The sequence below is a fragment of the Citrobacter sedlakii genome (assembly GCF_018128425.1).
Classification (GTDB): domain Bacteria; phylum Pseudomonadota; class Gammaproteobacteria; order Enterobacterales; family Enterobacteriaceae; genus Citrobacter_A; species Citrobacter_A sedlakii.
This window is the reverse complement of record NZ_CP071070.1, coordinates 2,594,217-2,615,571: the sequence shown is the minus strand read 5'-3', so window position 1 is coordinate 2,615,571 and position 21,355 is coordinate 2,594,217. Positions and strand designations below refer to the sequence as shown.

Annotated in this window: 21 protein-coding genes and 2 pseudogenes; 13 read left to right on the top strand and 10 right to left on the bottom strand. The window is 53.0% G+C overall.

Annotated features, from left to right (window positions below; translation table 11 throughout):
- Positions 1 to 103 precede the first annotated feature (103 nt).
- The 6 genes and pseudogenes from umuC to JY391_RS12520 all read left to right on the top strand — a co-directional run.
- A pseudogene (gene umuC, locus JY391_RS12545) lies at positions 104 to 940 on the top strand (translesion error-prone DNA polymerase V subunit UmuC); the annotation flags it as partial.
- Between the two features lie 115 nt (positions 941 to 1,055).
- Entirely contained in the window at positions 1,056 to 1,694 is a 639-nt protein-coding gene (gene leuE, locus JY391_RS12540; protein WP_042287620.1) for a leucine efflux protein LeuE, read from the top strand.
- A gap of 128 nt (positions 1,695 to 1,822) precedes the next feature.
- Positions 1,823 to 3,799, top strand: a complete 1,977-nt coding sequence (locus JY391_RS12535) for an acyltransferase family protein (protein WP_211934403.1) — start codon at positions 1,823 to 1,825, stop codon at positions 3,797 to 3,799.
- Positions 3,800 to 3,957: 158 nt separating this feature from the next.
- Positions 3,958 to 4,320 carry a DUF1971 domain-containing protein YeaR gene (gene yeaR / locus JY391_RS12530; protein WP_042287615.1) on the top strand — a complete coding sequence of 121 codons (363 nt, stop codon included), beginning with the start codon at positions 3,958 to 3,960 and terminating at the stop codon, positions 4,318 to 4,320.
- A 2-nt stretch (positions 4,321 to 4,322) separates the two neighbouring features.
- Positions 4,323 to 4,505 carry a DUF1869 domain-containing protein gene (locus tag JY391_RS12525; RefSeq protein ID WP_042287613.1) on the top strand — a complete coding sequence of 61 codons (183 nt, stop codon included), beginning with the start codon at positions 4,323 to 4,325 and terminating at the stop codon, positions 4,503 to 4,505.
- 198 nt (positions 4,506 to 4,703) lie between these two features.
- Positions 4,704 to 5,351, top strand: a complete 648-nt coding sequence (locus JY391_RS12520) for a hypothetical protein (protein WP_042287611.1) — start codon at positions 4,704 to 4,706, stop codon at positions 5,349 to 5,351.
- Positions 5,352 to 5,393: 42 nt separating this feature from the next.
- On the opposite strand, the gene fdhF is transcribed toward JY391_RS12520, so the two are convergent.
- Positions 5,394 to 7,541 carry a formate dehydrogenase subunit alpha gene (gene fdhF / locus JY391_RS12515; RefSeq protein ID WP_060569633.1) on the bottom strand — a complete coding sequence of 716 codons (2,148 nt, stop codon included), beginning with the start codon at positions 7,539 to 7,541 and terminating at the stop codon, positions 5,394 to 5,396.
- A 463-nt stretch (positions 7,542 to 8,004) separates the two neighbouring features.
- Between fdhF and JY391_RS12510 the strand changes: the two genes are divergently transcribed.
- Positions 8,005 to 8,253: a GlsB/YeaQ/YmgE family stress response membrane protein gene (locus tag JY391_RS12510; RefSeq protein WP_042287607.1), complete on the top strand. Its 249-nt coding sequence runs from the start codon at positions 8,005 to 8,007 to the stop codon at positions 8,251 to 8,253.
- Between the two features lie 137 nt (positions 8,254 to 8,390).
- Here JY391_RS12510 and JY391_RS12505 read toward each other — a convergent pair whose 3' ends face one another.
- Positions 8,391 to 8,489 (bottom strand): YoaK family small membrane protein, encoded by a 99-nt coding sequence (locus JY391_RS12505; protein ID WP_042287604.1) that lies wholly within the window; start codon positions 8,487 to 8,489, stop codon positions 8,391 to 8,393.
- A 161-nt stretch (positions 8,490 to 8,650) separates the two neighbouring features.
- Here JY391_RS12505 and JY391_RS12500 point away from each other — a divergent pair, with 161 nt between their 5' ends.
- Positions 8,651 to 8,905, top strand: coding sequence for a putative hemolysin (locus JY391_RS12500; RefSeq protein ID WP_042287602.1), 255 nt, complete (start codon positions 8,651 to 8,653; stop codon positions 8,903 to 8,905).
- A 74-nt stretch (positions 8,906 to 8,979) separates the two neighbouring features.
- A complete protein-coding gene (locus tag JY391_RS12495) occupies positions 8,980 to 9,291 on the top strand; it encodes a hypothetical protein (protein WP_211934402.1) in 312 nt (103 codons plus the stop codon).
- Here JY391_RS12495 and JY391_RS12490 read toward each other — a convergent pair.
- Complete coding sequence (locus tag JY391_RS12490; RefSeq protein WP_060569634.1) at positions 9,277 to 9,624, bottom strand: DUF488 domain-containing protein; 348 nt, start codon at positions 9,622 to 9,624, stop codon at positions 9,277 to 9,279. The two genes, JY391_RS12495 and JY391_RS12490, sit on opposite strands and share 15 nt — an antisense overlap.
- Complete coding sequence (locus tag JY391_RS12485; RefSeq protein WP_181823271.1) at positions 9,608 to 10,117, bottom strand: 2-thiouracil desulfurase family protein; 510 nt, start codon at positions 10,115 to 10,117, stop codon at positions 9,608 to 9,610. The genes JY391_RS12490 and JY391_RS12485 overlap by 17 nt, the downstream gene beginning before the upstream one ends.
- 151 nt (positions 10,118 to 10,268) lie before the next feature.
- Here JY391_RS12485 and JY391_RS12480 point away from each other — a divergent pair, with 151 nt between their 5' ends.
- Positions 10,269 to 10,976, top strand: coding sequence for a CTP synthase C-terminal region-related (seleno)protein (locus tag JY391_RS12480; RefSeq protein WP_060569636.1), 708 nt, complete (start codon positions 10,269 to 10,271; stop codon positions 10,974 to 10,976).
- Positions 10,977 to 11,026: 50 nt separating this feature from the next.
- Here the strand turns inward: JY391_RS12480 and JY391_RS12475 are convergent, their stop codons facing one another.
- Positions 11,027 to 12,211 (bottom strand): CynX/NimT family MFS transporter, encoded by a 1,185-nt coding sequence (locus JY391_RS12475; RefSeq protein ID WP_205611927.1) that lies wholly within the window; start codon positions 12,209 to 12,211, stop codon positions 11,027 to 11,029.
- Between the two features lie 99 nt (positions 12,212 to 12,310).
- Here JY391_RS12475 and JY391_RS12470 point away from each other — a divergent pair.
- A pseudogene (locus JY391_RS12470) lies at positions 12,311 to 13,103 on the top strand (AraC family transcriptional regulator); the annotation flags it as partial.
- Here JY391_RS12470 and JY391_RS12465 read toward each other — a convergent pair.
- From JY391_RS12465 to yeaG, 5 genes are all read right to left on the bottom strand, one after another.
- Positions 13,086 to 13,532, bottom strand: coding sequence for a DUF441 domain-containing protein (locus JY391_RS12465; RefSeq protein ID WP_042287584.1), 447 nt, complete (start codon positions 13,530 to 13,532; stop codon positions 13,086 to 13,088). The pseudogene JY391_RS12470 and the gene JY391_RS12465 sit on opposite strands and share 18 nt — an antisense overlap.
- 125 nt (positions 13,533 to 13,657) lie before the next feature.
- On the bottom strand, positions 13,658 to 14,161 hold the full coding sequence (locus JY391_RS12460; RefSeq protein ID WP_042287581.1) for a YbaK/prolyl-tRNA synthetase associated domain-containing protein: 504 nt from the start codon (positions 14,159 to 14,161) through the stop codon (positions 13,658 to 13,660).
- 41 nt (positions 14,162 to 14,202) lie between these two features.
- Positions 14,203 to 15,693 (bottom strand): diguanylate cyclase DgcJ, encoded by a 1,491-nt coding sequence (gene dgcJ / locus JY391_RS12455; RefSeq protein WP_211934401.1) that lies wholly within the window; start codon positions 15,691 to 15,693, stop codon positions 14,203 to 14,205.
- 136 nt (positions 15,694 to 15,829) lie between these two features.
- Positions 15,830 to 17,113: a YeaH/YhbH family protein gene (locus tag JY391_RS12450; RefSeq protein ID WP_042287579.1), complete on the bottom strand. Its 1,284-nt coding sequence runs from the start codon at positions 17,111 to 17,113 to the stop codon at positions 15,830 to 15,832.
- Positions 17,114 to 17,233: 120 nt separating this feature from the next.
- Complete coding sequence (gene yeaG, locus JY391_RS12445) at positions 17,234 to 19,168, bottom strand: protein kinase YeaG (RefSeq protein ID WP_181821442.1); 1,935 nt, start codon at positions 19,166 to 19,168, stop codon at positions 17,234 to 17,236.
- A 443-nt stretch (positions 19,169 to 19,611) separates the two neighbouring features.
- Here yeaG and JY391_RS12440 point away from each other — a divergent pair, with 443 nt between their 5' ends.
- Together JY391_RS12440 and JY391_RS12435 are read left to right on the top strand one after the other, a co-directional pair.
- Positions 19,612 to 20,358 carry a MipA/OmpV family protein gene (locus JY391_RS12440; protein ID WP_042287574.1) on the top strand — a complete coding sequence of 249 codons (747 nt, stop codon included), beginning with the start codon at positions 19,612 to 19,614 and terminating at the stop codon, positions 20,356 to 20,358.
- 90 nt (positions 20,359 to 20,448) lie between these two features.
- Positions 20,449 to 21,303, top strand: coding sequence for an aldo/keto reductase (locus tag JY391_RS12435; protein ID WP_060569640.1), 855 nt, complete (start codon positions 20,449 to 20,451; stop codon positions 21,301 to 21,303).
- Positions 21,304 to 21,355 lie beyond the last annotated feature (52 nt).

Here is a 21,355-nt window from a genome sequence, read left to right as displayed (position 1 = left end):
CCGCGACGTAACCGAAACATATATACCTCTCCTCTAATGCTGGCAGCATATGGCAGATGTACTGATGTAACTGGGTTTTTGATTGAGTGTAGAACAGCAGTGTTACACAGCAAAGCTGGCGAACCACGCGGCAAAGCAGTGGCCGCAGACAGGCGGGGTGGTGGATCTGTCGAACGTGGATCGCCAGAGAAAGCTAATGGCGTTAATGCCGGTCAGCGAGGTGTGGGGCATTGGGCGGCGCATTGCGAAAAAGCTGGAAACGATGGGCATCGAAAACGTACTGCAGTTGGCGGAGACGGATATTCGCTTCATCAGGAAAAATTTCAGCGTGGTGCTTGAAAGAACGGTGCGCGAGTTGCGCGGCGAACCGTGTCTGGCACTGGAGGAGTTTTCAGCCGCCCGGCAGGAGATTATCTGTTCCCGCTCTTTTGGCGAGCGGGTGAGTGACTACGAGCAGATGCGTCAGGCCATTTGCAGCCACGCCACGCGCGCGGCGGAAAAGCTTCGCGCGGAGCATCAATACTGTCGGCATATTTCCGCCTTTGTGAAAACCAGTCCGTTTGCGGAAAATGAAAAATATTACGGCAATTATGGCTCGGTCGAATTGTTGACGCCAACGCATGACAGCCGGGACATTATTAACGCGGCGATCCGCTGTCTGGACGCGATCTGGCGTGACGGTCACCGTTATCAAAAAGCGGGCGTGATGCTTGGCGACTTTTTCAGCCAGGGCGTGGCGCAGCTTAATCTGTTTGACGATAACGCACCCCGTCCGGGCAGTGAAAAGTTGATGAGCGTGCTGGATAAGCTTAATGCGCAAGAGGGAAGGGGAACGCTCTATTTTGCCGGGCAAGGCACCACCCAGCAGTGGCAAATGAAACGGGAGATGCTCTCTCCCCGCTACACTACGCGCGTATCGGATCTGCTGGTCGTCAGATAAAACACCCGCCAACGCGGAACCTCCGTTTAAGGGATTTCCCTTTCCATCATCAGGTGCATTGGTTAGCATATTGTTTCGCAGCTAAGCGTATGTGTTGTTTCAGGAAGAGGTTAACGTGTTTGCAGAGTATGGCGTACTGAATTACTGGACCTATCTGGTGGGGGCGATTTTTATTGTATTAGTGCCGGGGCCGAATACGATATTTGTTTTAAAAAACAGCGTCGGGCGAGGGATAAAGGGCGGCTATCTTGCCGCGAGCGGTGTGTTTATTGGCGATGCGGTGCTGATGTTTTTAGCCTATGCGGGCGTTGCGACGCTGATTAAAACCACGCCGGTGCTGTTTAATATCGTGCGTTATCTCGGTGCGTTTTATCTGCTTTATCTTGGCGCGAAGATCCTCTGGTCCACGCTTAAATCAAAGGGCAGTGGGGCCTCTGAAGACGCCGTGCCTTTCGGTGCGATTTTTAAACGCGCGCTCGTACTGAGCCTGACCAATCCAAAAGCGATTCTTTTCTACGTCTCCTTTTTTGTGCAGTTTATTGATGTTAATGCGCCGCACGCGGGACTGTCATTTTTCATTCTGGCGGCCACGCTGGAAGTGGTGAGCTTTTGCTATCTGACTTTCCTGATCCTCTCCGGCGCGTTTGTCACCCAGTACATCCGTACAAAAAAGAAACTGGCGAAGGTGGGAAATTCACTGATCGGCCTGATTTTCGTCGGATTCGCGGCACGACTGGCAACGCTGCAATCGTAAATCTGTTAGCCCGCTATACAGCGGGCTTTTTTGTATCGGAAGCGCAGAGAAACAGTGAGCCATAGCGGTTCACTTTTAAATAAACTCGTGTAAAATCCGTGCTTTATATTTTATTGGCAGGGTAATGGATGAAATATCGTTCAGATATTGACGGCATCAGGGCGATTGCCGTATTGCTGGTGGTGCTATTTCACGCCGGGTTTACAGTATTCGCATCCGGTTTTATTGGGGTTGATATTTTCTTCGTTATTTCTGGCTTCCTCATTGCCTCGATAATCAAAGACAGAATGGATGCGGGTAAATTTAGCTTTAGCGACTTTTACCTACGCAGGCTATGGCGCTTGCAGCCTGCTATGCTGGCGATGATGGCTTTTTGTTTCGTTCTGGCTTCGGTATTCTGGTTACCTGAAGATTACGCACCTTTTCTTAAAAGCATAAAACAGACCTTACTGATCGTCTCAAACCGCTATTTTGGTGATGAAACGACCGCATATGCAGCGCCTGACTCGAACGCGATGTTATTGCTTCATACCTGGTCACTGTCTATTGAGTGGCAATGGTATCTTTTTTTTCCGATTATTTATTATTTTTTCCGTAAGAAAACAAATGAGCGAACGATTAAGTACGGCTCGCTGCTGATAACGGTAGTGGGTATCACAATTACCTGGCATTATACGTCTGCACAGCCGACGAAAACCTATTATTTTTTCGCTTCCCGGTTCTTTGAGTTTATGCTTGGTGTCTGCGTATGTATTTACCTGCCATTGGCAAAAAGAGTAAATACAGTTGCGCTTAATATTATTTCACTGCTTGCGATTATTGTTATTTTTACTATCAGCTTCAGAACGGATGTCATTCTGGGTTATCCCAACGTTTATACGCTGGCGGTTTGTCTCAGTACAGCAATAGTGATTTTTAGCGGCTCCCGGGAAAATATCCTAATCAATAATTGCTTATCATTCTCCCCTCTCGTATGGCTCGGTAAAATCTCGTATTCACTGTATCTTTTCCACTGGCCTATTTTCGCGACATTGCACTATATAGGGATTACCCATGTCTATGCCCGACTGGCTGGCCTGTGTTTGTCTATTCTTTTAGCGGTGGGATCATACTATTTTGTTGAAAAACCCTATAGAAAGCCCCGGCAGTCTTTGAAAAAAACGCTGATTATCTTGCTGGTCGCGCCACTGCTCGCCATTATCGTTTTGATCCCTGTCAGCAAGCATTTTGATGGTTTTAGTTATCTCCGGTTTGGTGAGACGCTTCATCATATCAATAGCGTTCTGAAAGAGACAAAGTTAAAACAGCGGCAGGACTGTATGAATGCGAATGTATCAGGAACCGATATGGCGTGTGTGGTAGGGGATAAAACCTCTTCAGAACGTGCGATACTGATGGGCGATTCGCATTCCAATCAGTACTGGAATTTTTTTGATGTCATGGGAAAAAATGCAAAAGTTGCTGTGGATATGAAAGCGACTTCGTTGTGTCTGGCGATTCCGGGCGTATACCATGATGATTTATATACTTATAAAGGCGATCATTATCAGATTTGCCACGAAAACGTCGAAAAATATTATGACGCTATTCGAAGCCATAAGTATAAATACGTCATCATTTCTCAGGTATGGGAAAACTATGCGGCGTTCAGGGTGAGAGATCATATTAATGATACCCCATCACAAACTGAGTCCATCAATATTGTGACCCGCGCGACCGGGCAGGCTGTACAAGCCATTATCGATGCTGGCGCGCAGCCGATTCTTGTGAAAAGCATGTTCCCGATGCCGGAAAATTATCTGACTTGTTTCTATGAGCATTTTAAAACACGGGGCGAGTATGAACATCAATCCTGTAATCCGCAGCCGCAAATCAATCCGGCGGTGTGGACAGAAAAAATGTACGCAACGCTGCAGGCAAAATTTCCATCTCTGATCGTTATCGATCCAAAAAGGGTGCAATGCCCTGACGGAATCTGCAAAACAGAAATTAACGGGATCCCGTTGTACCGTGACGTTGGGCATCTGAACGATTACGCCACTAAAAAGTTAGCAGAGAGCTGGCTGAAACAATACGGCAATCCGCTCATCCCGCCGGGTAGATGATGTCATGGGGCGAGGCGCACAAGTAGGCGTGTCGCCCCGACAGTGGAAAAGAAGCAAGTGCCCCTTTTGGTGTATTTAAAATGCCAGTTATGAGGCGTAACCTTTCTGGAACAGCGGGTTAAACACAACCGCATCTATCGACTGGATGAGGGAAGAACATGCTTCAGATTCCACAAAACCATATCCATACGCGCTCCACGCCGTTCTGGAATAAAGAGACCGCGCCTGCCGGAATTTTCGAACGCCACCTTGATAAAGGAACCCGACCGGGGGTGTATCCCCGCCTGTCGGTGATGCAGGGGGCGGTCAAATATCTCGGCTATGCCGATGAACACAGTCCGGAACCGGAAAAAGTGATGATCATCGAAGCCGGTCAGTTTGGTGTTTTTCCACCTGAAAAGTGGCACAACATCGAAGTGATGACCGATGACACCTATTTCAATATCGATTTTTTCGTCGCGCCGGAGGTTCTGCTGGAAAGCGCAAACCAACGAAAAGTCATTCATACCGGGAAGAAATAATCATGGGAAAAGCAACCTATACCGTCAGCGTGACGAATAACAGCAATGGTGTGTCTGTCGATTATGAAACCGATGCGCCAATGACCCTGCTGGTGCCGGAAGTGGCCGCTGAGGTGGTCAAAGATCTGGTGAATACGGTTCGTTCATACGATACGGAAAACGAGCACGACGTCTGCGGCTGGTAAGACCGTCGGAAATAACAACCGTACTGCATACAGGCGATGCAGTACGGTTTTTTTGTCTTTTCGCAATGTTTGACACATCACAGAAATGAATTGAAACGAAACCTTAAGAAAACCTTAAGTTCACCGCATGGATTGCTAAGGTAAGAATATTCGTAAAATTTATGATCGGGTAACAGAACCTTAACAGAACTGATACCCATGAAACTTGACGCACGTTTTTCCTCCACAACCGGCTTTCTTACGCTAGCTGCCGTCGCGATCCCGTTCACCGCAAACTGGCATTTGCCGCTTTTTCATGGCGCGCTTGTCGCGTGGGTTGAGAACGGACAGGCGCTATGGCTACTGTTTGGCGCGTTGTTCACCGCCTGGTATATCCGACCGCTTTCCCGACCTGAAGGCGCGAAACAGTTCTGGTTATGGGCGGTGGTCTGGTGGGTAGTGCTGCTGGGGCGAAGCACCAGTTGGGGACGCGATTATTTTCCTGACGAACCCAGAATACTGTTTCGGGGGATCTCGGTCATACTGATTGCCGCGCTGGTGTTACCGGTTTGCCTGTCTGCTTCACTGCGCCGGGAGATTGCGCGTCGTCTGCGTGAGGAACCGCTTCCCGTGTGGCTGTTTGCGCTGACGGCCTGTTCGTTTTTGATTTCGGATACTGTCGAACATCACCGTCTGCTGGCTCCACTCTTTTTGCACGACGTCAACTATACCGATTTGATTGAAGAGTTGTATGAATTGCCCTTTATGGCAGGGCTGTTTTTTATCACGCTGGGATTTATGCGGAAGGATAAACGGCGGGAAGCGCGCGTGCTGTCGCTGGGCGAGCCGCAGCACGTCGGCTATTGAACGCGGCCTGAACCCGCACTGCGGGTTCAGGTGCAAACGCTGTCAGGCGATCGCCTCACACAGTCGCATTTTCATCTCGCTGTAGGTCTGCGCGGCGTATCGTTCAGCCCACTGTTGATCGGTAATTTTTTCTACCTTCACCGCGCAATACTTGGTTTCCGGCGTTTTTGAGATAGGGTCGAGGTTGTCCTGCGTCAGTTCGTTGCATGCGCCAATCCACCACTGGTAGGTCATATACACCGTGCCGCGGTTAATGCGCTCTGAGACATCGGCCCGGCTGATCACTTTGCCGCGTCGCGAACTGACCCACACCAGATCGCGATGGCGGATCCCCAGTGCCTGTGCGTCCTGGGCGGCAATCTGCACATAGCCCGGCTCATCGGCAAGCGCCTGAAGCGCCGCACAGTTCCCGGTCATCGAGCGGCAGGAATAGTGACCCACTTCGCGTACCGTACAGAGCACCATCGGGTACGTCTCATCCGGAACTTCCGCAGGCGCGCGCCACGGTGCGGCAAACAGCTTGCCTTTGCCGTCTGGCGTGTCAAAGCGACTGTTGGCGTACAAATAGGGCGTTCCGGGGTGATCGAGGTCCGGGCAGGGCCATTGTACGTGGCCCATTTCACCCATTTTTTCGTACGTTACGCCATAGAACAGCGGACACAGTTCGCGCATCTCATCCCAGATTTGCTGATTGTTGTCATAATGCATGGGATACCCCATTTCGCTGGCCAGCAGGCTGATAATTTCCCAGTCGCGCTTCACGTCACCGGTCGGTTCAATGGCTTTTTCAAAACGTTGAAAGCCGCGGTCGGCGCAGGTGAATACGCCGCCGTGTTCGCCCCAGGAGGTTGCCGGTAAAATGACGTCGGCCATCTCTGCGGTCTTGGTCATGAAAATATCCTGTACCACGACAAAATCCAGCGCCTCGAAGCCTTTGCGAACCAGGCTCGAATCAGCTTCTGTTTGCAGCGGATCCTCCCCCATGATGTAGTAGGCTTTGATTTTACCTTCCAGCGCCAGATGCGGTACTTCGGTGATGCGCGTCCCGACGTGTTCGTCCATCCGCTCAGGATTGATACCCCAGGCATGGGCGAACTTTTGACGAATAACCGGATCGGTCACGCTCTGGTACCCCGGGAACAGATTAGGTAACACGCCCATATCACAGGCACCCTGAACGTTATTCTGTCCGCGCACCGGTCCGACGCCGACGTAAGGGCGCCCCAGATTACCGGTCAACAAAGCGAGGCTGGATAACCCCCGCACCACGTCAACCGCCTGGCCGAACTGCGTCACGCCCATTCCCCACATCACTGTTGCGGAAGGGGCGGCGGCAAAGGTGCGCATTGCCTGGCGCACCTGCAAAGCCGGAACGCCAGTCAGATGTTCCACGGCTTCAGGGGAATAGTCTTTCACCGTCTGCCAGTAGGCATCCAGGCCCTCTGTATGCTGCTGCACATACGCTTTGTCGTATAACTGCTCGTCAATCAGCACGTAGCCAAAGGCGTTAACCAGCGCCATATTGCACCCGTTTTTAAGCTGCAGATGCTGATCGGCAATGCGGGCAGTTTCAATACGGCGAGGATCGCAGACGATAATTTTTGCGCCATTCTGACGCGCTTTAATGACTCGGCGCGCCACGATAGGGTGAGAGTCCGCACAGTTATAGCCAAAGATCAGCAGGCATTTGGAATGTTCAATATCGCTAATGGCGTTACTCATTGCGCCATTGCCCAGGGTTTCCTGGAGTCCGGCGACGGAAGGACCGTGGCATACGCGGGCGCAACAATCCACATTGTTGGTATGAAGAACCGCACGGGCGAATTTCTGCATGACATAATTGGTTTCATTCCCCGTTCCGCGGGAAGAACCGGTCGTCATAATGGCGCGTGGACCAAAGGTATCGCGGATAGCCAGCAAACGATGCGCGGTGTAGCGGATGGCTTCATCCCAACTGACCGGGGTAAATTTAGCGCCTTTTTCATAGCGGATCATGGGGCGAGTCAGACGGGGCGTCAGCAGGCGGGTATCGTTCAGGAAGTCCCAACCATAGTAACCTTTCAGGCAGAGCTGGTTCTGGTTAGTCACACCCTCAGCCGCTTCAGCGCGGATGATTTTGTTATTTTCAACAACAAGCTTGAGCTTGCACCCGGCCCCGCAGTAGGGGCATACACTGGTGATTTTTTTCATCAATAACAGACCTGTTAAATGCTGAAATAGCGCGAATTGTAGAGGAAGCGTCAGCACTGTCGCCGACGCTTCGGATTGTCATTATGACGCATGGCGATAAGCATAATGCGTGCCAGAATGAAGAAACCCGCAGTGGCGCGGTTCTGGAACAGGAAGGGGGAGGAAATGACAGCCCGTTCGACATAAATGACGAGGCAACGTCAAAAAAAAGCCCGCACAGAGGCGGGCAAGAAATACTGGAAGCAATGTGAGCAATGTCGTACTGAATACCTGAGCTTTTTGCTCAACTATTCAGTAATGAGAAAGATAATCTTTATCATTTGAATATGCAACCCCAACTTTTGTAGGAGAACAACGCAGGGTAAATAAAGTGATTTTCATCACAAATTTCAATTTCCTGATGATGTGCTATGCTTTTTAACGGCGACTAAACCGCTAACGTAAAAACATAAGTGAGGAAAAAATGGGCATTCTTTCATGGATTATTTTTGGTCTTATTGCAGGTATTCTGGCGAAGTGGATTATGCCTGGTAAGGATGGTGGTGGTTTCTTCATGACGATCATTCTGGGGATCGTCGGCGCCGTCGTCGGCGGCTGGATCAGCACGCTTTTGGGCTTCGGGAAAGTGGACGGCTTTAACTTCGGCAGCTTCGCGGTCGCGGTAATCGGCGCGATTGTCGTGCTGGTTATCTACAGAAAAATCAAAAGCTAAACGGTAAAATTTGCAGACAAAAGGCTACCTCAGGGTGGCCTTTGTCATTTAGACCAGCGTCACCACCAGCCTAACGCGGTTCCCAGCACAGCGACTATCGCTACGGCGATCATTATCAGGGTTGTTTTTTTCATGATTTATGCTCCCGGCGCGGCATAGCCGCCGATAAAAAACCACGCCAGAAAAACCACGGCCGTAATAAAAATGACGACGGGAAACAGAATGCCCAGTCTCATGCGATCACCTGTCAGAAGTATGCAAAGAGCCGCAAGGATAACAGGGGTTAATGAGTGACAAAAGAGAATGTCCGCACGCTTTTAACGACGACGCAGGAAAACATGGTGACCGGAAGGCAGTCGCGGTACGCTAGTGCGCTATCACCGTTAACGGAGGGAATATGAAATCACTGCTTATCGCGCTGTCATGCGCCTGTTTATTGTCAGCCTGTACGACGGCATCGCAACCCGATGCGCCAAAGCCACCGAAGGTGGGGATGGCAAACCCTGCGGCGGTCTATTGTGAGCAAAAAGGCGGGACGTTAGTGCCGGTGCAAAGCCCGCAGGGCGTGCGCTCCGATTGCAAACTGCCGGGCGGCGAAGTCATTGACGAATGGGAACTGTGGCGTCGCGATCATCCGCAATCCACGAAGTGACAAAAGGGGGCCTGGCAGGCTATCATCTCTCGGATTAGTCTTAATCTACAATACAAAAGCGTAACGAGAGAAGTATGTTCCAGTTAAAGCCAGGCACGCTGGCGATGATTATTGGCGCGAAAACGTCCGCCGGACGTTGCAATATTGGCAAGTCGGTAGAACTGTTTCACCTGTGTCAACCGGGCGAGGTGTTTATCAACCCGGTGAATGGCTTTACGACCATGCTGCCAAAAGAGACGCCGCGGGCGCTCTGGCTGGTGACAGGCGATGTGGTTGCCGCGAATGGGCAGCAGGGGTTTGCCTGGGTACGTGCGGAGCACCTGATGCCACTGTTACCCGACGCGCAGCCTGATGCATTCAATGCCCGCGAATTACAGCTCGCGTAGCCAGTCCGCCAGCACAAGGGCGTGATTCTGTTCGTCGTTTTTGGCCGCGTACAGTAACGTCAGCGTTTGCTGACGGGCAATCTTAGCCAGCCGTTCCCCTTCCTGGCGCTCGGCGGCGAGTTCGGCACGATACAGCCCGGCAAAGTGCGTAAAATCAATCGTTGCGGCATGAAACATCTTACGCAGTTCTGTCGACGGGGTGAGCGTTTTGACCCATTCATCAAAAGCGAGATCCGCTTTTTTGATGCCCCGCGGCCACAAGCGATCCACCAGCACGCGGTAACCGTCGCTTTGTTCTGCGGGTTCATAAACGCGCTTACACTGAATTTTCATGTTTATCTCTCTCTTCAATCCAGGCGCAAAAGTCAGCTAACTGCTGGTCGGAAAAAACGGTAATGCCGTGCTGACGCAGCAGCGCGGTAGCGACCCCCATGCCGGGATGACGTTTGCCGCTAAACGTGCCGTCGTAAATAAACTGGCTGCCGCAGGTGGGGCTGCCATCGGTAAGTAACGCGACCACACATCCGGCTTCCTGCGCGGCGCGAAGGGCAAGCCAGGCGGCAAGTTGATAATGCGCGGTGGCATCGTTGCCGGTCTTTTCGTGTACTTTTGCGCGCCCTTGCATGACTGCATCGCCATTGGCAAAGACAATTTCTGCCGGTGGACGGGGTATCGGCATGCCAGCGGCCAGTTCGGGGCAATGAACGACCAGACGCTGTTCTTCCTGCAGACGCGAAAGCACCGCGTTTAAAGGGGTTTTTTCGCTACCGTTATAGCGAACCTTAAACCCCATCAGGCATGCGCTAATCAGTATTTTACTTTTCATCATGATTCAGGCGTCAAAACGAAAAAAACGTTACCACTATAACACTTCGTGGCTCGCCATCCCTAAATTAAGGGATTGTGATAGCGGGAAAAGATCGGTAGGCTGAGGTTCCTTATGTTGTCCCCAATTGCTCTGACGTAAGGAATTCTTCATGGAAATATCCCCTGTAAAAGATACGCTGCGGATCGCGCTGGTCGGTGATTATAACGCCAGCGTCACGGCGCATCAGGCGATTCCCCTGGCCATCGACGATGCCGCCGCGGTCCTTGAGCTGATCGCGGATTACGACTGGCTTGCCAGTACGGAAATTAACAGCGCAGAAGACCTGGTGGGGTATGACGCAATCTGGGTCGTGCCGGGCAGTCCTTATCAAAATACCGACGGCGCGCTGACCGCCATTCGCTATGCCCGGGAAAACAGCATTCCTTTCCTGGGAACCTGTGGAGGGTTTCAACATGCGATAGTGGAATACGCCCGTAACGTGCTGGGCTGGCACGATGCGGCGCATGCTGAAACCGACACCGAAGGGCGGATGGTTATTATGCCGCTGACCTGCTCGCTGGTCGAAAAAACGGATGCAATTGAACTGCGCGCCAATACGCTGATCGCCAAAGCCTATGGTCAGCCGATCGTTACGGAAGGCTATCACTGTAACTATGGTATTGCGGACGCGTTTGCCCGTGAGCTGGAAAGCGGCGATCTGCGGGTGACCGGCTGGGATGACAATGGTGATATCCGCGCGGTCGAGCTGGTGACGCATCCGTTTTTTGTGGCGACGCTGTTCCAGCATGAACGTGGCGCGCTGGCGGGTAAACCGGTTCCGCTCGTTCAGGCGATGTTGCGCGCCGCGCGGGGGTAAACCTCAACTGCCGGAGGGCGTCGTCGTCCGGCAATCTCGGGGGCCATACGTTACGCTGTGGCAATCTCCTTGTTGCGTCCGGCATAGAGGCCGAACACCGCCATCAGCACCGCCAGCGCCGCGACAGCCAACAGCGGGATCTGCCAGTCGCCCTGCGCATCATGAATATTTCCCATCAGCGGCGGTCCGCAGGCCGCCAGCAAATAGCCAACGGACTGCGCCATACCAGAGAGCGCCGCGGCCTGATGCGCGGAACTGGCGCGCAGGCCGATAAAGGTCAGCCCGAGGATCATTGTGGCTCCCGAGCCGAATCCAAACAGCAGCGTCCACGCAATCGCCTGGACGGGCATGAACCACAATCCTGCGGCGCCACAGGCGCACATCAGCGATGCCAGTACGGCGATGCAACGTTGGTCGCGAAAGCGGTGCAGGACAAGTGGAATAAGCAAACCGGGCGCCGCGGTCGCCAGTTGCAGCAAACCATGCAGGGAACCCGCCTGCGCTTCGCTGAAACCATGACTGATTAATATCGCGGGCAGCCAGCCGATAATCACATAATAGATCAGTGAGTTAATACCAAGAAACAACGTCACCTGCCAGGCCAGCGCGGAGCGCCAGATACCGCGTGCGCGCAAGGTGCGGGAGGAGGTCAGGGTTGCGGTGGCGGCGTTGCGCCACTGCGGCAGCCAAATCAGAAGGGCCAGTAAGGGAAAAATCATCAGCGTACACAGCGCGCCGCGCCAGCCAAAACCGCTCAGCGCCAGTGGCACCACCAGCGCGGAACCTAATGCCGCCGCCGCGCCCATCGTCAGAGAGTAGGCGCCGGTCAGTCTGGCGACATGCTGTGAAAAATCGCGCTTGATCAGTCCTGGCAGCAGTACATTGCCCAGCGCGATGCCGCAGCCAATCGCCGCCGTTCCTGCAAACAGCAGCGGGGCGGAAGGCCATGAGCGCACGGCTATACCGGCGCAAATCAATAGCATCGCAATAAACAGGCTGCGCTCCATCCCAAAACGCCGGGCAACGTTTGCGGCCAGTGGTGAAACCAGCGCAAAAGCCAGCAGCGGCAGGGTGGTTAACAGGCCGGTCTGGGCGGTGGTGAGGTGGTAGTCCGCGCGAATCGCGTCCAGTAACGGCGCCGCGCCGGTGAAGGTCACGCGTAGCGTGGTGGCAATCATCAGGATGCCCGCAATCATCAGGGCGCTGTGTTTGCCGCGTGGTGAAGAAAAAGTCATTGTTATCTCATATCAACGGGTGAGGGCGTACCATACCGCGTTTGCCGGAATAACAAATCAAGCTAAAATGACAGTTTATCGCTAAAAACGGACAAAATGATGTACAGCCTGCGACTTGATGGATATGAACCCGATCTTCACCATGACCCTGCCGTGGCATTTCGTATTCGGGTGCAGCCTGAGGAACTGTTCAGTAAGCTGCACCAGCATCGTAAGGGGCAGTTGATTATGGCGCTGCACGGCGCGATTACCTGTGAGGTGGAGCGGGCGATGTGGATGGTGCCGCCGCAGTACGGCGTCTGGATCCCCGGCGGTATTCCGCACAGTAACCATGCGACGGCCAACGCGGAGCTCTGTTTTCTGTTTATCGAACCGGACGCGGTGACGCTGCCGGATCGCTGCTGCACGTTACAAATTACGCCGCTTTGCCGGGAACTTATTCTGGCGCTGGCGACGCGTAGCGACAGCCAACGGGCTGAGCCGCCCACCCGGCGTCTGACCCAGGTGTTGTTTGACGAACTGCCACAGCAACCGCAGGAGCAATTGCAGCTACCGGTTTCCGCCCACCCTAAAATTCGCCGGATGGTCGACACGATGGCGCGCGAACCCGCCCGCTGGCAAACGCTGGGACAGTGGGCGGATGCCTTTGCCATGAGCGAGCGTAATCTTGCCAGGCTGGTGGTCAAAGAGACCGGCCTCAGCTTTCGCCGGTGGCGGCATCAGTTGCAGCTTATTCTCGCGCTGAGGTCGCTAGTGGACGGAAATAACGTGCAGCAGGTCGCGCAGTTACTGGGGTATGACTCCACGACGGCGTTTATTACGATGTTTAAAAAAGGCCTGGGCCAGACCCCAGGCCGTTATCTGACGGGATTAACTACTGCTTCCCGACAATAAGCGAGACCAGACCGGCGGCGATAAGCGGTCCCACCGGGACGCCGCGAAACAGCGCCACGCCAAGCACAGTACCCACCAGCAGACCGGCGACCAGTTGCGGCTGGTTGCCCATCAGCGTGACGCCGCGCCCGCCGAGCCACGACACCACCACGCCGACCGCAATGGCGACCAGCGATTTCCAGTTCAAAAAGGAGTGGATAAGCGTGGAAGGCGGAAGCGTACCGCTGGCGATGGGGGCCATAACGCCAATCGTCAGGATAATAATCCCGATGGTAAGCCCCTGTTTTTCTATCCACGGAAAATAAGCGTTGAGAGGGGTAACGCGGACGATGATCAGCACCAGAATTGAAACGGCGACAGTGGTGTTATGGCTGATAAAGCCCAGAGCTGCCAGTCCGAGCAGGATCAGCAGAGTGACATCAAACATCGTGGTTTCCTTGCCAAAAAAAGTAAGCCTGTTAACTCTACGCTCAAACGCGTGAGTGAACAGACTTTTTTCATCCCGGTTGGCCATTTCTGGCAAATGCATAATGCGGCGAAACAGCGACGTGCTCAGGTTAGGCGACGGAAAGCGACCTGTTCAGGCTGAGCGATACGCAGGTAGTCGCGGGTATTAAGGATTATCGATTTATCGAGCACGCCGGCGTTAAAGGCGATCTCATCGAACCGTTCGAACAACAGCGGGTCGGCGACCAGCTTAAGCTGCGGATGAAAGCTAAACGGTGGAATAGCGCCGAACACGCAGCCGGTGAGCGCATCCACTTCGGCAGGGCTGGCGAGTGATGCGCGAAGTCCGCCAAGATGGGTGGCGAGAAGCGAAAGATCGGCTTGCTGGTCGGCGGGTAAGATCGCCAGCACATGCTGATTCACGCCGTTGCCCTTCACCTTGCAGACCAGTGCTTTTGCGCCCTGACCCAGTGCGGTTCCCCGAATTTCCGACACGGCTTCACATTTACCCACCGCTTCGTGACTGACAATGCGATAACGCGCGCCTTCCAGCGACAGCAAATCAATCAAACGCTGATGGGTTACGCTGCCCTTCACTAATTCGCTCATTTTTCACTCCTGTTAGCGCGAAAAAACAGGCTAAAAGACTATCACGAACGCTGATGGTTTTGCTGTTTATTGCGGTACAACTGTTCATCCGAGGCTTTATAGGCGTCATGAAGCGTATCGTCCGGCTGCATGCTGTATACGCCTGACGAAAAACGGATCGCTTTTTCCGGCGCGACGGTGTGCAGATGCTGGCTGATTCGCTCTGGTAAACGCGCGGCCATGTCAGGTTCCGCATCGATCAGGATCACGCAGAATTCATCGCCCCCCAGCCGTATGGCATAGTCGCTTTTACGCACTGACGCCTCGATCGCTTTCGCCAGCAGGGTAATAGCCCGATCGCCCTCCTGATGTCCCTGGGTGTCGTTGATCTGCTTAAGCTTATCGAGATCGATCGCAATGAAGGTGACCGGCGTACCCGCGCTGACAAACCGCTGCAACCGCTGTTCAAGGGTGGGCGTTAAAATTTTACGGTTGTATAAACCGGTCATCGCGTCGCTAATATTTTCCCGCGTCACGTTATGATAAAGACGAAAATGGAGCCTGACCATATTAAGCAGCAGGGCGGTGGCTATCAGGTAAAAAAGAAAAATTTTCCACGCCGACATCAGGAAGTAGAGAATATCGAGCGACAGTGCGACATGGAGCCCGCCGGGGAGATCAACAACGTAGCGGACATACGGAAAAAGATTATTTTCGCTCTGATGGATAATAATGGTTTTACCGGAATCGGTATCCGTCACCGCGGCATTCAGATAGCGCCAGACAAGGGGGCGATCGTGGGGATAAAGAATATTCTGCAAGTTCTGTTTATTAATATCCACCATGACCATCCCTTTTAACGTGCCGTCGAGGTAGACCGGCGTTAAAAAACTCATCACGTTCAGTTCGGTGCGATCGTCCTGATAAATACTCGACAGCACGGTGCGTCCGGTAAACACACCGTCAATATCCGCCATATTTATTCCTAGCGAGCCTTTTTGTAAGAAATGCCAGTGATGCATGGCGAACTGACGTGTATTAACCCGTCGATAGAAATAAATATAGTGGTCTTGAAGATCCAGATAATAGCGGAATTTTGTTTCCCGGGTGGCTAACCCGTTACCGTAATCGGCTTGTTTATAGTTCACCAGGACGGCCCGATCAAACGCGGTTAAGCGTAATGCTTCGGGGGCAATCTGTTCGCAGTCTGCTGAGGCCGTTTGTAGCGTACCGTGAAGCGCCGGGTAGTTATGGCGCGTCAAATTCAGGCCATATACCTGATTCACATGTTCGTAAGCCTGACAAATCGCGTGACGTTTTTCTGGCGGCGGCGTTTTTTGTGGGCTGGCAAAGGTTCGCATCAGGTGAGCGGCGATACTCTGATTCTGATATTTGTCATACAAAAAAGAGGAGTCGGCCTTTTCTATCAGATAACGCATATAGGCGTTCATCATTTTGTGGCTATTGACAAGCTCATAAATCAGAAACGAGGAGGTTAAAACAACAACGCTTGCAGAAATAAAGAGCCTGAGCGCTTTGTGCGGCAATTTCATGATAAACAGCAACTCTCCTGGTCAGACACTCTATTTTATCACACGCGCCAGTTTCAACCTAATGACCCCGGAAGGAGAGGATGTAACAGAGAATAAATGAACCCGCCAGGCGCAGATTTGCCTGGCGGGTCATTGTTTAACTGGCGCTGGTGGCGCCTTGCTTATGAAAAAGCTCACGGAACACCGGGTAAATATCGTCTTGATCGCGAATATGCTGCATGGCGAAATTGTCAAAACTCGCCTGCAGATGTTCGTATTCGCGCCAGAGCGTCTGGTGCGCGCGGCGGGTGATTTCGATATAGCTGTAGTAACGCACCACCGGCAGCAGTTTTTTCGCCAGGATCTCATGACACAGCGGGGAGTCATCGGCCCAGTTATCGCCGTCCGAGGCCTGCGCGGCATAGATGTTCCATTGCGCGGGATCGTAACGCTCTTTCACCACCTCATCCATTAGCTTCAGGGCGCTGGAAACGATCGTCCCGCCGGTTTCCTGCGAGTAGAAGAACTCATGCTCATCGACCTCTTTCGCCTGGGTGTGATGGCGGATATAAACGACCTCCACGTTTTTATAGGTCCGACTCAGGAACAGATAAAGCAGAATATAAAAGCGCTTCGCCATATCCTTGGTAGACTGGTCCATTGAGCCTGAGACGTCCATCAGGCAAAACATGACGGCCTGGCTGGAAGGATCGGGACGCTTTTCGTAATTTTTGTAACGCAGATCAAACGTGTCGATAAACGGCACCCGCTCGATTTTCGCCCGCAGTTCGGCAATCTCTTTACGCAGGCGTTCTTCTTCCAGCAGTTGTGCCGGTTCGCGTTTGCTGAGGGTCTCTAATTCTTCTTCCAGCGAATGCAGTTCGCGACGCTTACCGGCGGTCATCGCCGTGCGCCGCGCCAGCGAGTTTTGCAGCGAGCGAACGACGCTGATATTGGCCGGAACGCCATTTGACGTATATCCCGCGCGATGTGTTTTATACTCCGTCAATTGGCGCTGCTGGTTTTGCTTCAGGTTTGGCAGCGCCAGGTCTTCAAACAGCAAATCGAGATACTCATCTTTCGAGATCTGGAAGACGAATTCATCCTGCCCTTCACCGTCCTGGCTGGCCTGACCCTGTCCGCTGCCGGAACCGCCGCCACCGCCCTGCGGCCGCTCTATGCGGTCATTCTGCACAAAGTGATCGTTACCCGGATGTACGCGATGGCGCAGGCCGCCGCGTCCCTGATGAAACATCGGTTCGCTGATGTCTTCCGTAGGAATCGAGACAGACTCACCGCTGTCTACGTCGGTCACCGAACGCTTGTTGATGGCTTCGGAGATCGACTGTTTGATTTGCGCTTTATAACGGCGCAAAAAGCGCTGGCGGTTAACCGTGCTTTTGTTTTTGCCGTTGAGTCGTCGGTCTATGAACCAGGTCATATGCCCCCCGTACTGCATTTGCCAACACGCAGTGTCTGTAGATACCGAAGGACGCTCGCGCGTCTCCGGCCTACGGAACGTTGTAATAGGCCCGGCAAGCGTGCGCCGCCGGGCAACGGTTTATGACGATTTACGTACGCGCAAATACCATTCGCACAGTAAACGCACCTGCTTACGGGTATAGCCTTTCTCCATCATCCGGTCGACAAAGTCGTCGTGTTTCTTCTGCTCATCGGTCGACGTTTTGGCGTTGAACGAAATGACCGGCAACAGCTCTTCGGTATTAGAGAACATTTTCTTCTCGATGACCGTGCGCAGTTTTTCATAGCTGGTCCAGTTCGGATTACGCCCGCTGTTGTTCGCCCGGGCGCGCAGAACAAAGTTGACTATCTCGTTTCGGAAATCTTTTGGATTGCTGATCCCCGCCGGTTTTTCAATTTTTTCCAGTTCAGCATTCAGCGACTCGCGATCAAACAGTTGACCGGTATCCGGGTCACGGTACTCCTGATCCTGGATCCAGAAATCGGCGTAGGTGACATAGCGGTCAAAAATGTTCTGTCCGTACTCAGAATACGATTCCAGATAAGCTGTCTGAATCTCTTTGCCGATAAACTCGGCGTATTTGGGGATCAGATAGCCTTTCAGGAACTCAAGATAGCGTTCGGCCTGCTCCTGTGGGAACTGTTCACGCTCGATCTGCTGCTCAAGTACGTAGAACAGATGCACCGGGTTGGCCGCCACTTCCGCATGATCGAAGTTAAACACGCGCGAGAGGATCTTAAACGCGAAGCGGGTCGACAAACCGTTCATTCCTTCGTCCACGCCAGCGTAGTCCCGGTACTCCTGGTAAGACTTCGCTTTCGGGTCGGTGTCTTTCAGGCTTTCACCGTCATAAACGCGCATTTTCGAGTAGATGCTCGAGTTTTCCGGTTCTTTCAGACGCGACAGGATCGAGAAACGCGACAGCGTTTCCAGCGTGCCCGGCGCGCAGGGCGCATGGGTGAGCTCACTGTGATTAAGCAATTTCTCGTAGATTTTGATCTCTTCGGAAATGCGCAAGCAGTACGGCACCTTCACGATGTAAACACGGTCGAGGAAGGCTTCGTTGTTTTTGTTATTACGGAAGGTCACCCATTCCGATTCGTTCGAGTGGGCAAGAATAATGCCGTTAAACGGCAGGGCGGAGATCCCTTCGGTACCGTTATAGTTCCCTTCTTGAGTCGCGGTCAGCAGCGGGTGCAGCACCTTAATTGGCGCCTTAAACATCTCGACGAATTCCATGATCCCCTGGTTCGCGCGGCACAGGGCGCCGGAATAGCCATAGGCGTCCGGATCGTTCTGGGCGTGGTTTTCGAGCTTACGAATATCCACCTTGCCGACCAGCGCGGAGATATCCTGGTTGTTTTCATCGCCCGGTTCGGTTTTGGCGATGGCGATTTGTTCCAGAATCGACGGCCACACTTTCACTACGCGGAATTTGGTAATATCGCCGCCAAATTCATGCAGTCGTTTCGCGGCCCACGGCGACATAATGGTGCCCAGGTAGCGGCGAGGAACGCCGTACTCTTTTTCCAGAATCTGCGCGTCTTCCTGCGGGTTAAACAGGCACAGCGGATGGTCGTTGACCGGGCTGCGTTCACCGTTGGCGCTTAGAACGTAAATCGGTACGCGCTGCATTAATGACTTCAGTCGTTCGGCAAGGGACGATTTACCGCCGCCTACAGGCCCCAGCAGATACAGGATCTGTTTCTTCTCCTCCAGCCCTTGAGCCGCGTGTTTCAGATAAGAGACAATCTGCTCAATCGCGTCTTCCATGCCATAGAACTCTTCAAACGCCGGGTAGCGGGCGATGACCCGGTTAGAGAAGAGTCGGGAAAGTCGAGGTTCCTGGGCAGTATCGACCATGACAGGCTCACCGATAGCCATCAATAGCCGCTCTGCCGCATTGGCATAAGCACTGCGATCTTGCCGACAAGTGGTAAGAAATTCCTGCAGTGTGAACTCTTCGTCCTTGGCAGCTTCATAGCGCTGGCGATAGTGATCGAATATATTCATGGTATGCCGTCCTTTCGTTTTTTAGCACAGGTTAAGAGCCGTTCATATGAATAGTAGAGGCTCCCGGAAGAGGTAAACTGAACGACGTCACTTACTGTCTCATCAGAAAAAACAGCAACTCTCATGCCATCTTGCTAAGCAGGAGATCAACGTGCCCGGTGATACACCTTCTAAATTTAAGCGTAGATGGCATTTGCAAAACTTGCCTGTGGGAGCAAATGAATTTCAATGGCATATCAATAACTCATCCACAAAAAGTGCATAGCTAATGTAAATAAAACAGCAGAAGATCATGCGTTATTCACGCGGCTGCAAGCAGACTGTCATCTCTGCCAGGGAAATTAAACGGTTACATTCTGTCAGTTATTTGTAAAATAGTTGGGTTGTTGCGTATTGGCGGTTACACTTTTGCCGCGAAACATTTGAATAAGGAATGATGGATTGTGACCAAACTCAAACTTCTGGCACTTGGCGTGCTTATCGCAACGTCTGCTACGGTAGCGCACGCTGAAAGCAACCTGACGCTGGGCGCAGGCGTTGGTGTGGTTGAACACCCTTATAAGGACTATGACGCTGACGTTTATCCGGTTCCGGTTATTAACTATGAAGGCGATAACTTCTGGTTCCGTGGTCTTGGCGGCGGTTACTATTTGTGGAATGACACGACCGATAAACTGTCGATTACCGCCTACTGGTCGCCGATGTACTTCAAGCCTGGCGACAGCGATGATTATCAAATGCGTCGTCTGGACAAACGTAAGAGCACCGTGATGGCGGGCTTGTCGTATGTGCATAATACGGAATACGGTTTTCTGCGCACCATGCTGTCAGGCGATACGCTGGACAACAGTAACGGCATCGTCTGGGATCTCGCCTGGCTGTACCGCTACACCAACGGCGGTTTAACGCTGACGCCAGGCATCGGGGTTGAGTGGAACAGCGAAAACCAGAACGAATACTACTACGGTGTTTCACGTAAAGAGTCTGCCCGTAGCGGTCTGCGTGACTATAACCCGAACGACAGCTGGAACCCGTATCTGGAGTTGAGCGCCAGTTACAACTTCCTGGGCGACTGGAACGTTTACGGCACGGCGCGCTATACCCGCCTGTCTGATGAAATTACCGACAGCCCGATGATCGACAAATCCTGGACCGGTCTGATCTCCACCGGGATCACCTATAAATTCTGATTGTGCATCATCACAATGCATTTTGTGCATCAAAACAGGGCGCTTGCGCCCTGTTTTGCTTTACGGTAGTGCATGACGGAGGAGAGTGCGATGACAGAGAAACAGATTGTATTTGCCGGACACCCGCCGCTGGCGGCAATCGGCCAGGGCACCTGGTATATGGGTGAAAACGCAGGCATGCGCAAAGCGGAGGTGGCCGCACTACGAGCGGGCGTGGAGGCTGGGCTGACGCTGATCGACACTGCGGAGATGTATGCCGACGGCGGTGCGGAGAAAGTGGTTGGCGAGGCGCTGAGCGGATTGCGTCAACAGGTGTTTCTGGTGTCGAAAGTCTATCCCTGGAATGCGGGAGGGCAGAAAGCTATTGCCGCCTGCGAGGCGAGTTTGCGGCGGCTCAATACGGATTATCTGGACCTCTATTTATTGCACTGGACGGGTAGCTATTCTTTTGCGGAGACCGTCGAGGCGATGGAGACGCTGATGGCGCAGGGTAAAATCCGCCGTTGGGGCGTGTCGAATCTCGATTACGACGATATGCAGGCGCTGTGGAAAGTGGAGGGCGGCAGAGCCTGCGCCACCAATCAGGTGCTTTATCATCTGGCTTCGCGCGGTATCGAATACGATCTTCTGCCATGGTGTCAGCAGCAACACCTTCCTGTGATGGCCTACAGTCCGCTGGCGCAGGCCGGCCGTCTGCGCAACGGTTTATTTAATCACCCGCAGGTGCAGGCGATCGCGCAGGCGCATCACGCCAGCGTAGCGCAAGTTTTACTGGCCTGGGTGATCAGTCATCAGGGGGTGATGGCGATTCCGAAAGCGGCAAGCGTAGAGCACGTGAAGCAAAATGCGGCGGCGCTGACGATGACGCTGTCCGCCGGCGAAATTGCCGCTCTGGAGAAGGCATATCCAGCGCCAACGGGGAAAACCGCGCTGGATATGGTGTGACGAAAACGGTTATAAACCTGCAGACCAGATGACGGCTGACCAGGTTCAGCCG

Excerpts from the sequence above, each read along its gene's own strand:
- JY391_RS12535 (WP_211934403.1), top strand. The coding sequence starts at position 1,823 with ATGAAATATCGTTCAGATATTGACGGCATCAGGGCGATTGCCGTATTG.
- yeaR (WP_042287615.1), top strand. The coding sequence starts at position 3,958 with ATGCTTCAGATTCCACAAAACCATATCCATACGCGCTCCACGCCGTTC.
- JY391_RS12525 (WP_042287613.1), top strand. The coding sequence starts at position 4,323 with ATGGGAAAAGCAACCTATACCGTCAGCGTGACGAATAACAGCAATGGT.
- JY391_RS12520 (WP_042287611.1), top strand. The coding sequence starts at position 4,704 with ATGAAACTTGACGCACGTTTTTCCTCCACAACCGGCTTTCTTACGCTA.
- fdhF (WP_060569633.1), bottom strand. The coding sequence starts at position 7,541 with ATGAAAAAAATCACCAGTGTATGCCCCTACTGCGGGGCCGGGTGCAAG.
- JY391_RS12510 (WP_042287607.1), top strand. The coding sequence starts at position 8,005 with ATGGGCATTCTTTCATGGATTATTTTTGGTCTTATTGCAGGTATTCTG.
- JY391_RS12505 (WP_042287604.1), bottom strand. The coding sequence starts at position 8,489 with ATGAGACTGGGCATTCTGTTTCCCGTCGTCATTTTTATTACGGCCGTG.
- JY391_RS12500 (WP_042287602.1), top strand. The coding sequence starts at position 8,651 with ATGAAATCACTGCTTATCGCGCTGTCATGCGCCTGTTTATTGTCAGCC.
- JY391_RS12495 (WP_211934402.1), top strand. The coding sequence starts at position 8,980 with ATGTTCCAGTTAAAGCCAGGCACGCTGGCGATGATTATTGGCGCGAAA.
- JY391_RS12490 (WP_060569634.1), bottom strand. The coding sequence starts at position 9,624 with ATGAAAATTCAGTGTAAGCGCGTTTATGAACCCGCAGAACAAAGCGAC.
- JY391_RS12485 (WP_181823271.1), bottom strand. The coding sequence starts at position 10,117 with ATGAAAAGTAAAATACTGATTAGCGCATGCCTGATGGGGTTTAAGGTT.
- JY391_RS12480 (WP_060569636.1), top strand. The coding sequence starts at position 10,269 with ATGGAAATATCCCCTGTAAAAGATACGCTGCGGATCGCGCTGGTCGGT.
- JY391_RS12475 (WP_205611927.1), bottom strand. The coding sequence starts at position 12,211 with ATGACTTTTTCTTCACCACGCGGCAAACACAGCGCCCTGATGATTGCG.
- JY391_RS12465 (WP_042287584.1), bottom strand. The coding sequence starts at position 13,532 with ATGTTTGATGTCACTCTGCTGATCCTGCTCGGACTGGCAGCTCTGGGC.
- JY391_RS12460 (WP_042287581.1), bottom strand. The coding sequence starts at position 14,161 with ATGAGCGAATTAGTGAAGGGCAGCGTAACCCATCAGCGTTTGATTGAT.
- dgcJ (WP_211934401.1), bottom strand. The coding sequence starts at position 15,693 with ATGAAATTGCCGCACAAAGCGCTCAGGCTCTTTATTTCTGCAAGCGTT.
- JY391_RS12450 (WP_042287579.1), bottom strand. The coding sequence starts at position 17,113 with ATGACCTGGTTCATAGACCGACGACTCAACGGCAAAAACAAAAGCACG.
- yeaG (WP_181821442.1), bottom strand. The coding sequence starts at position 19,168 with ATGAATATATTCGATCACTATCGCCAGCGCTATGAAGCTGCCAAGGAC.
- JY391_RS12435 (WP_060569640.1), top strand. The coding sequence starts at position 20,449 with ATGACAGAGAAACAGATTGTATTTGCCGGACACCCGCCGCTGGCGGCA.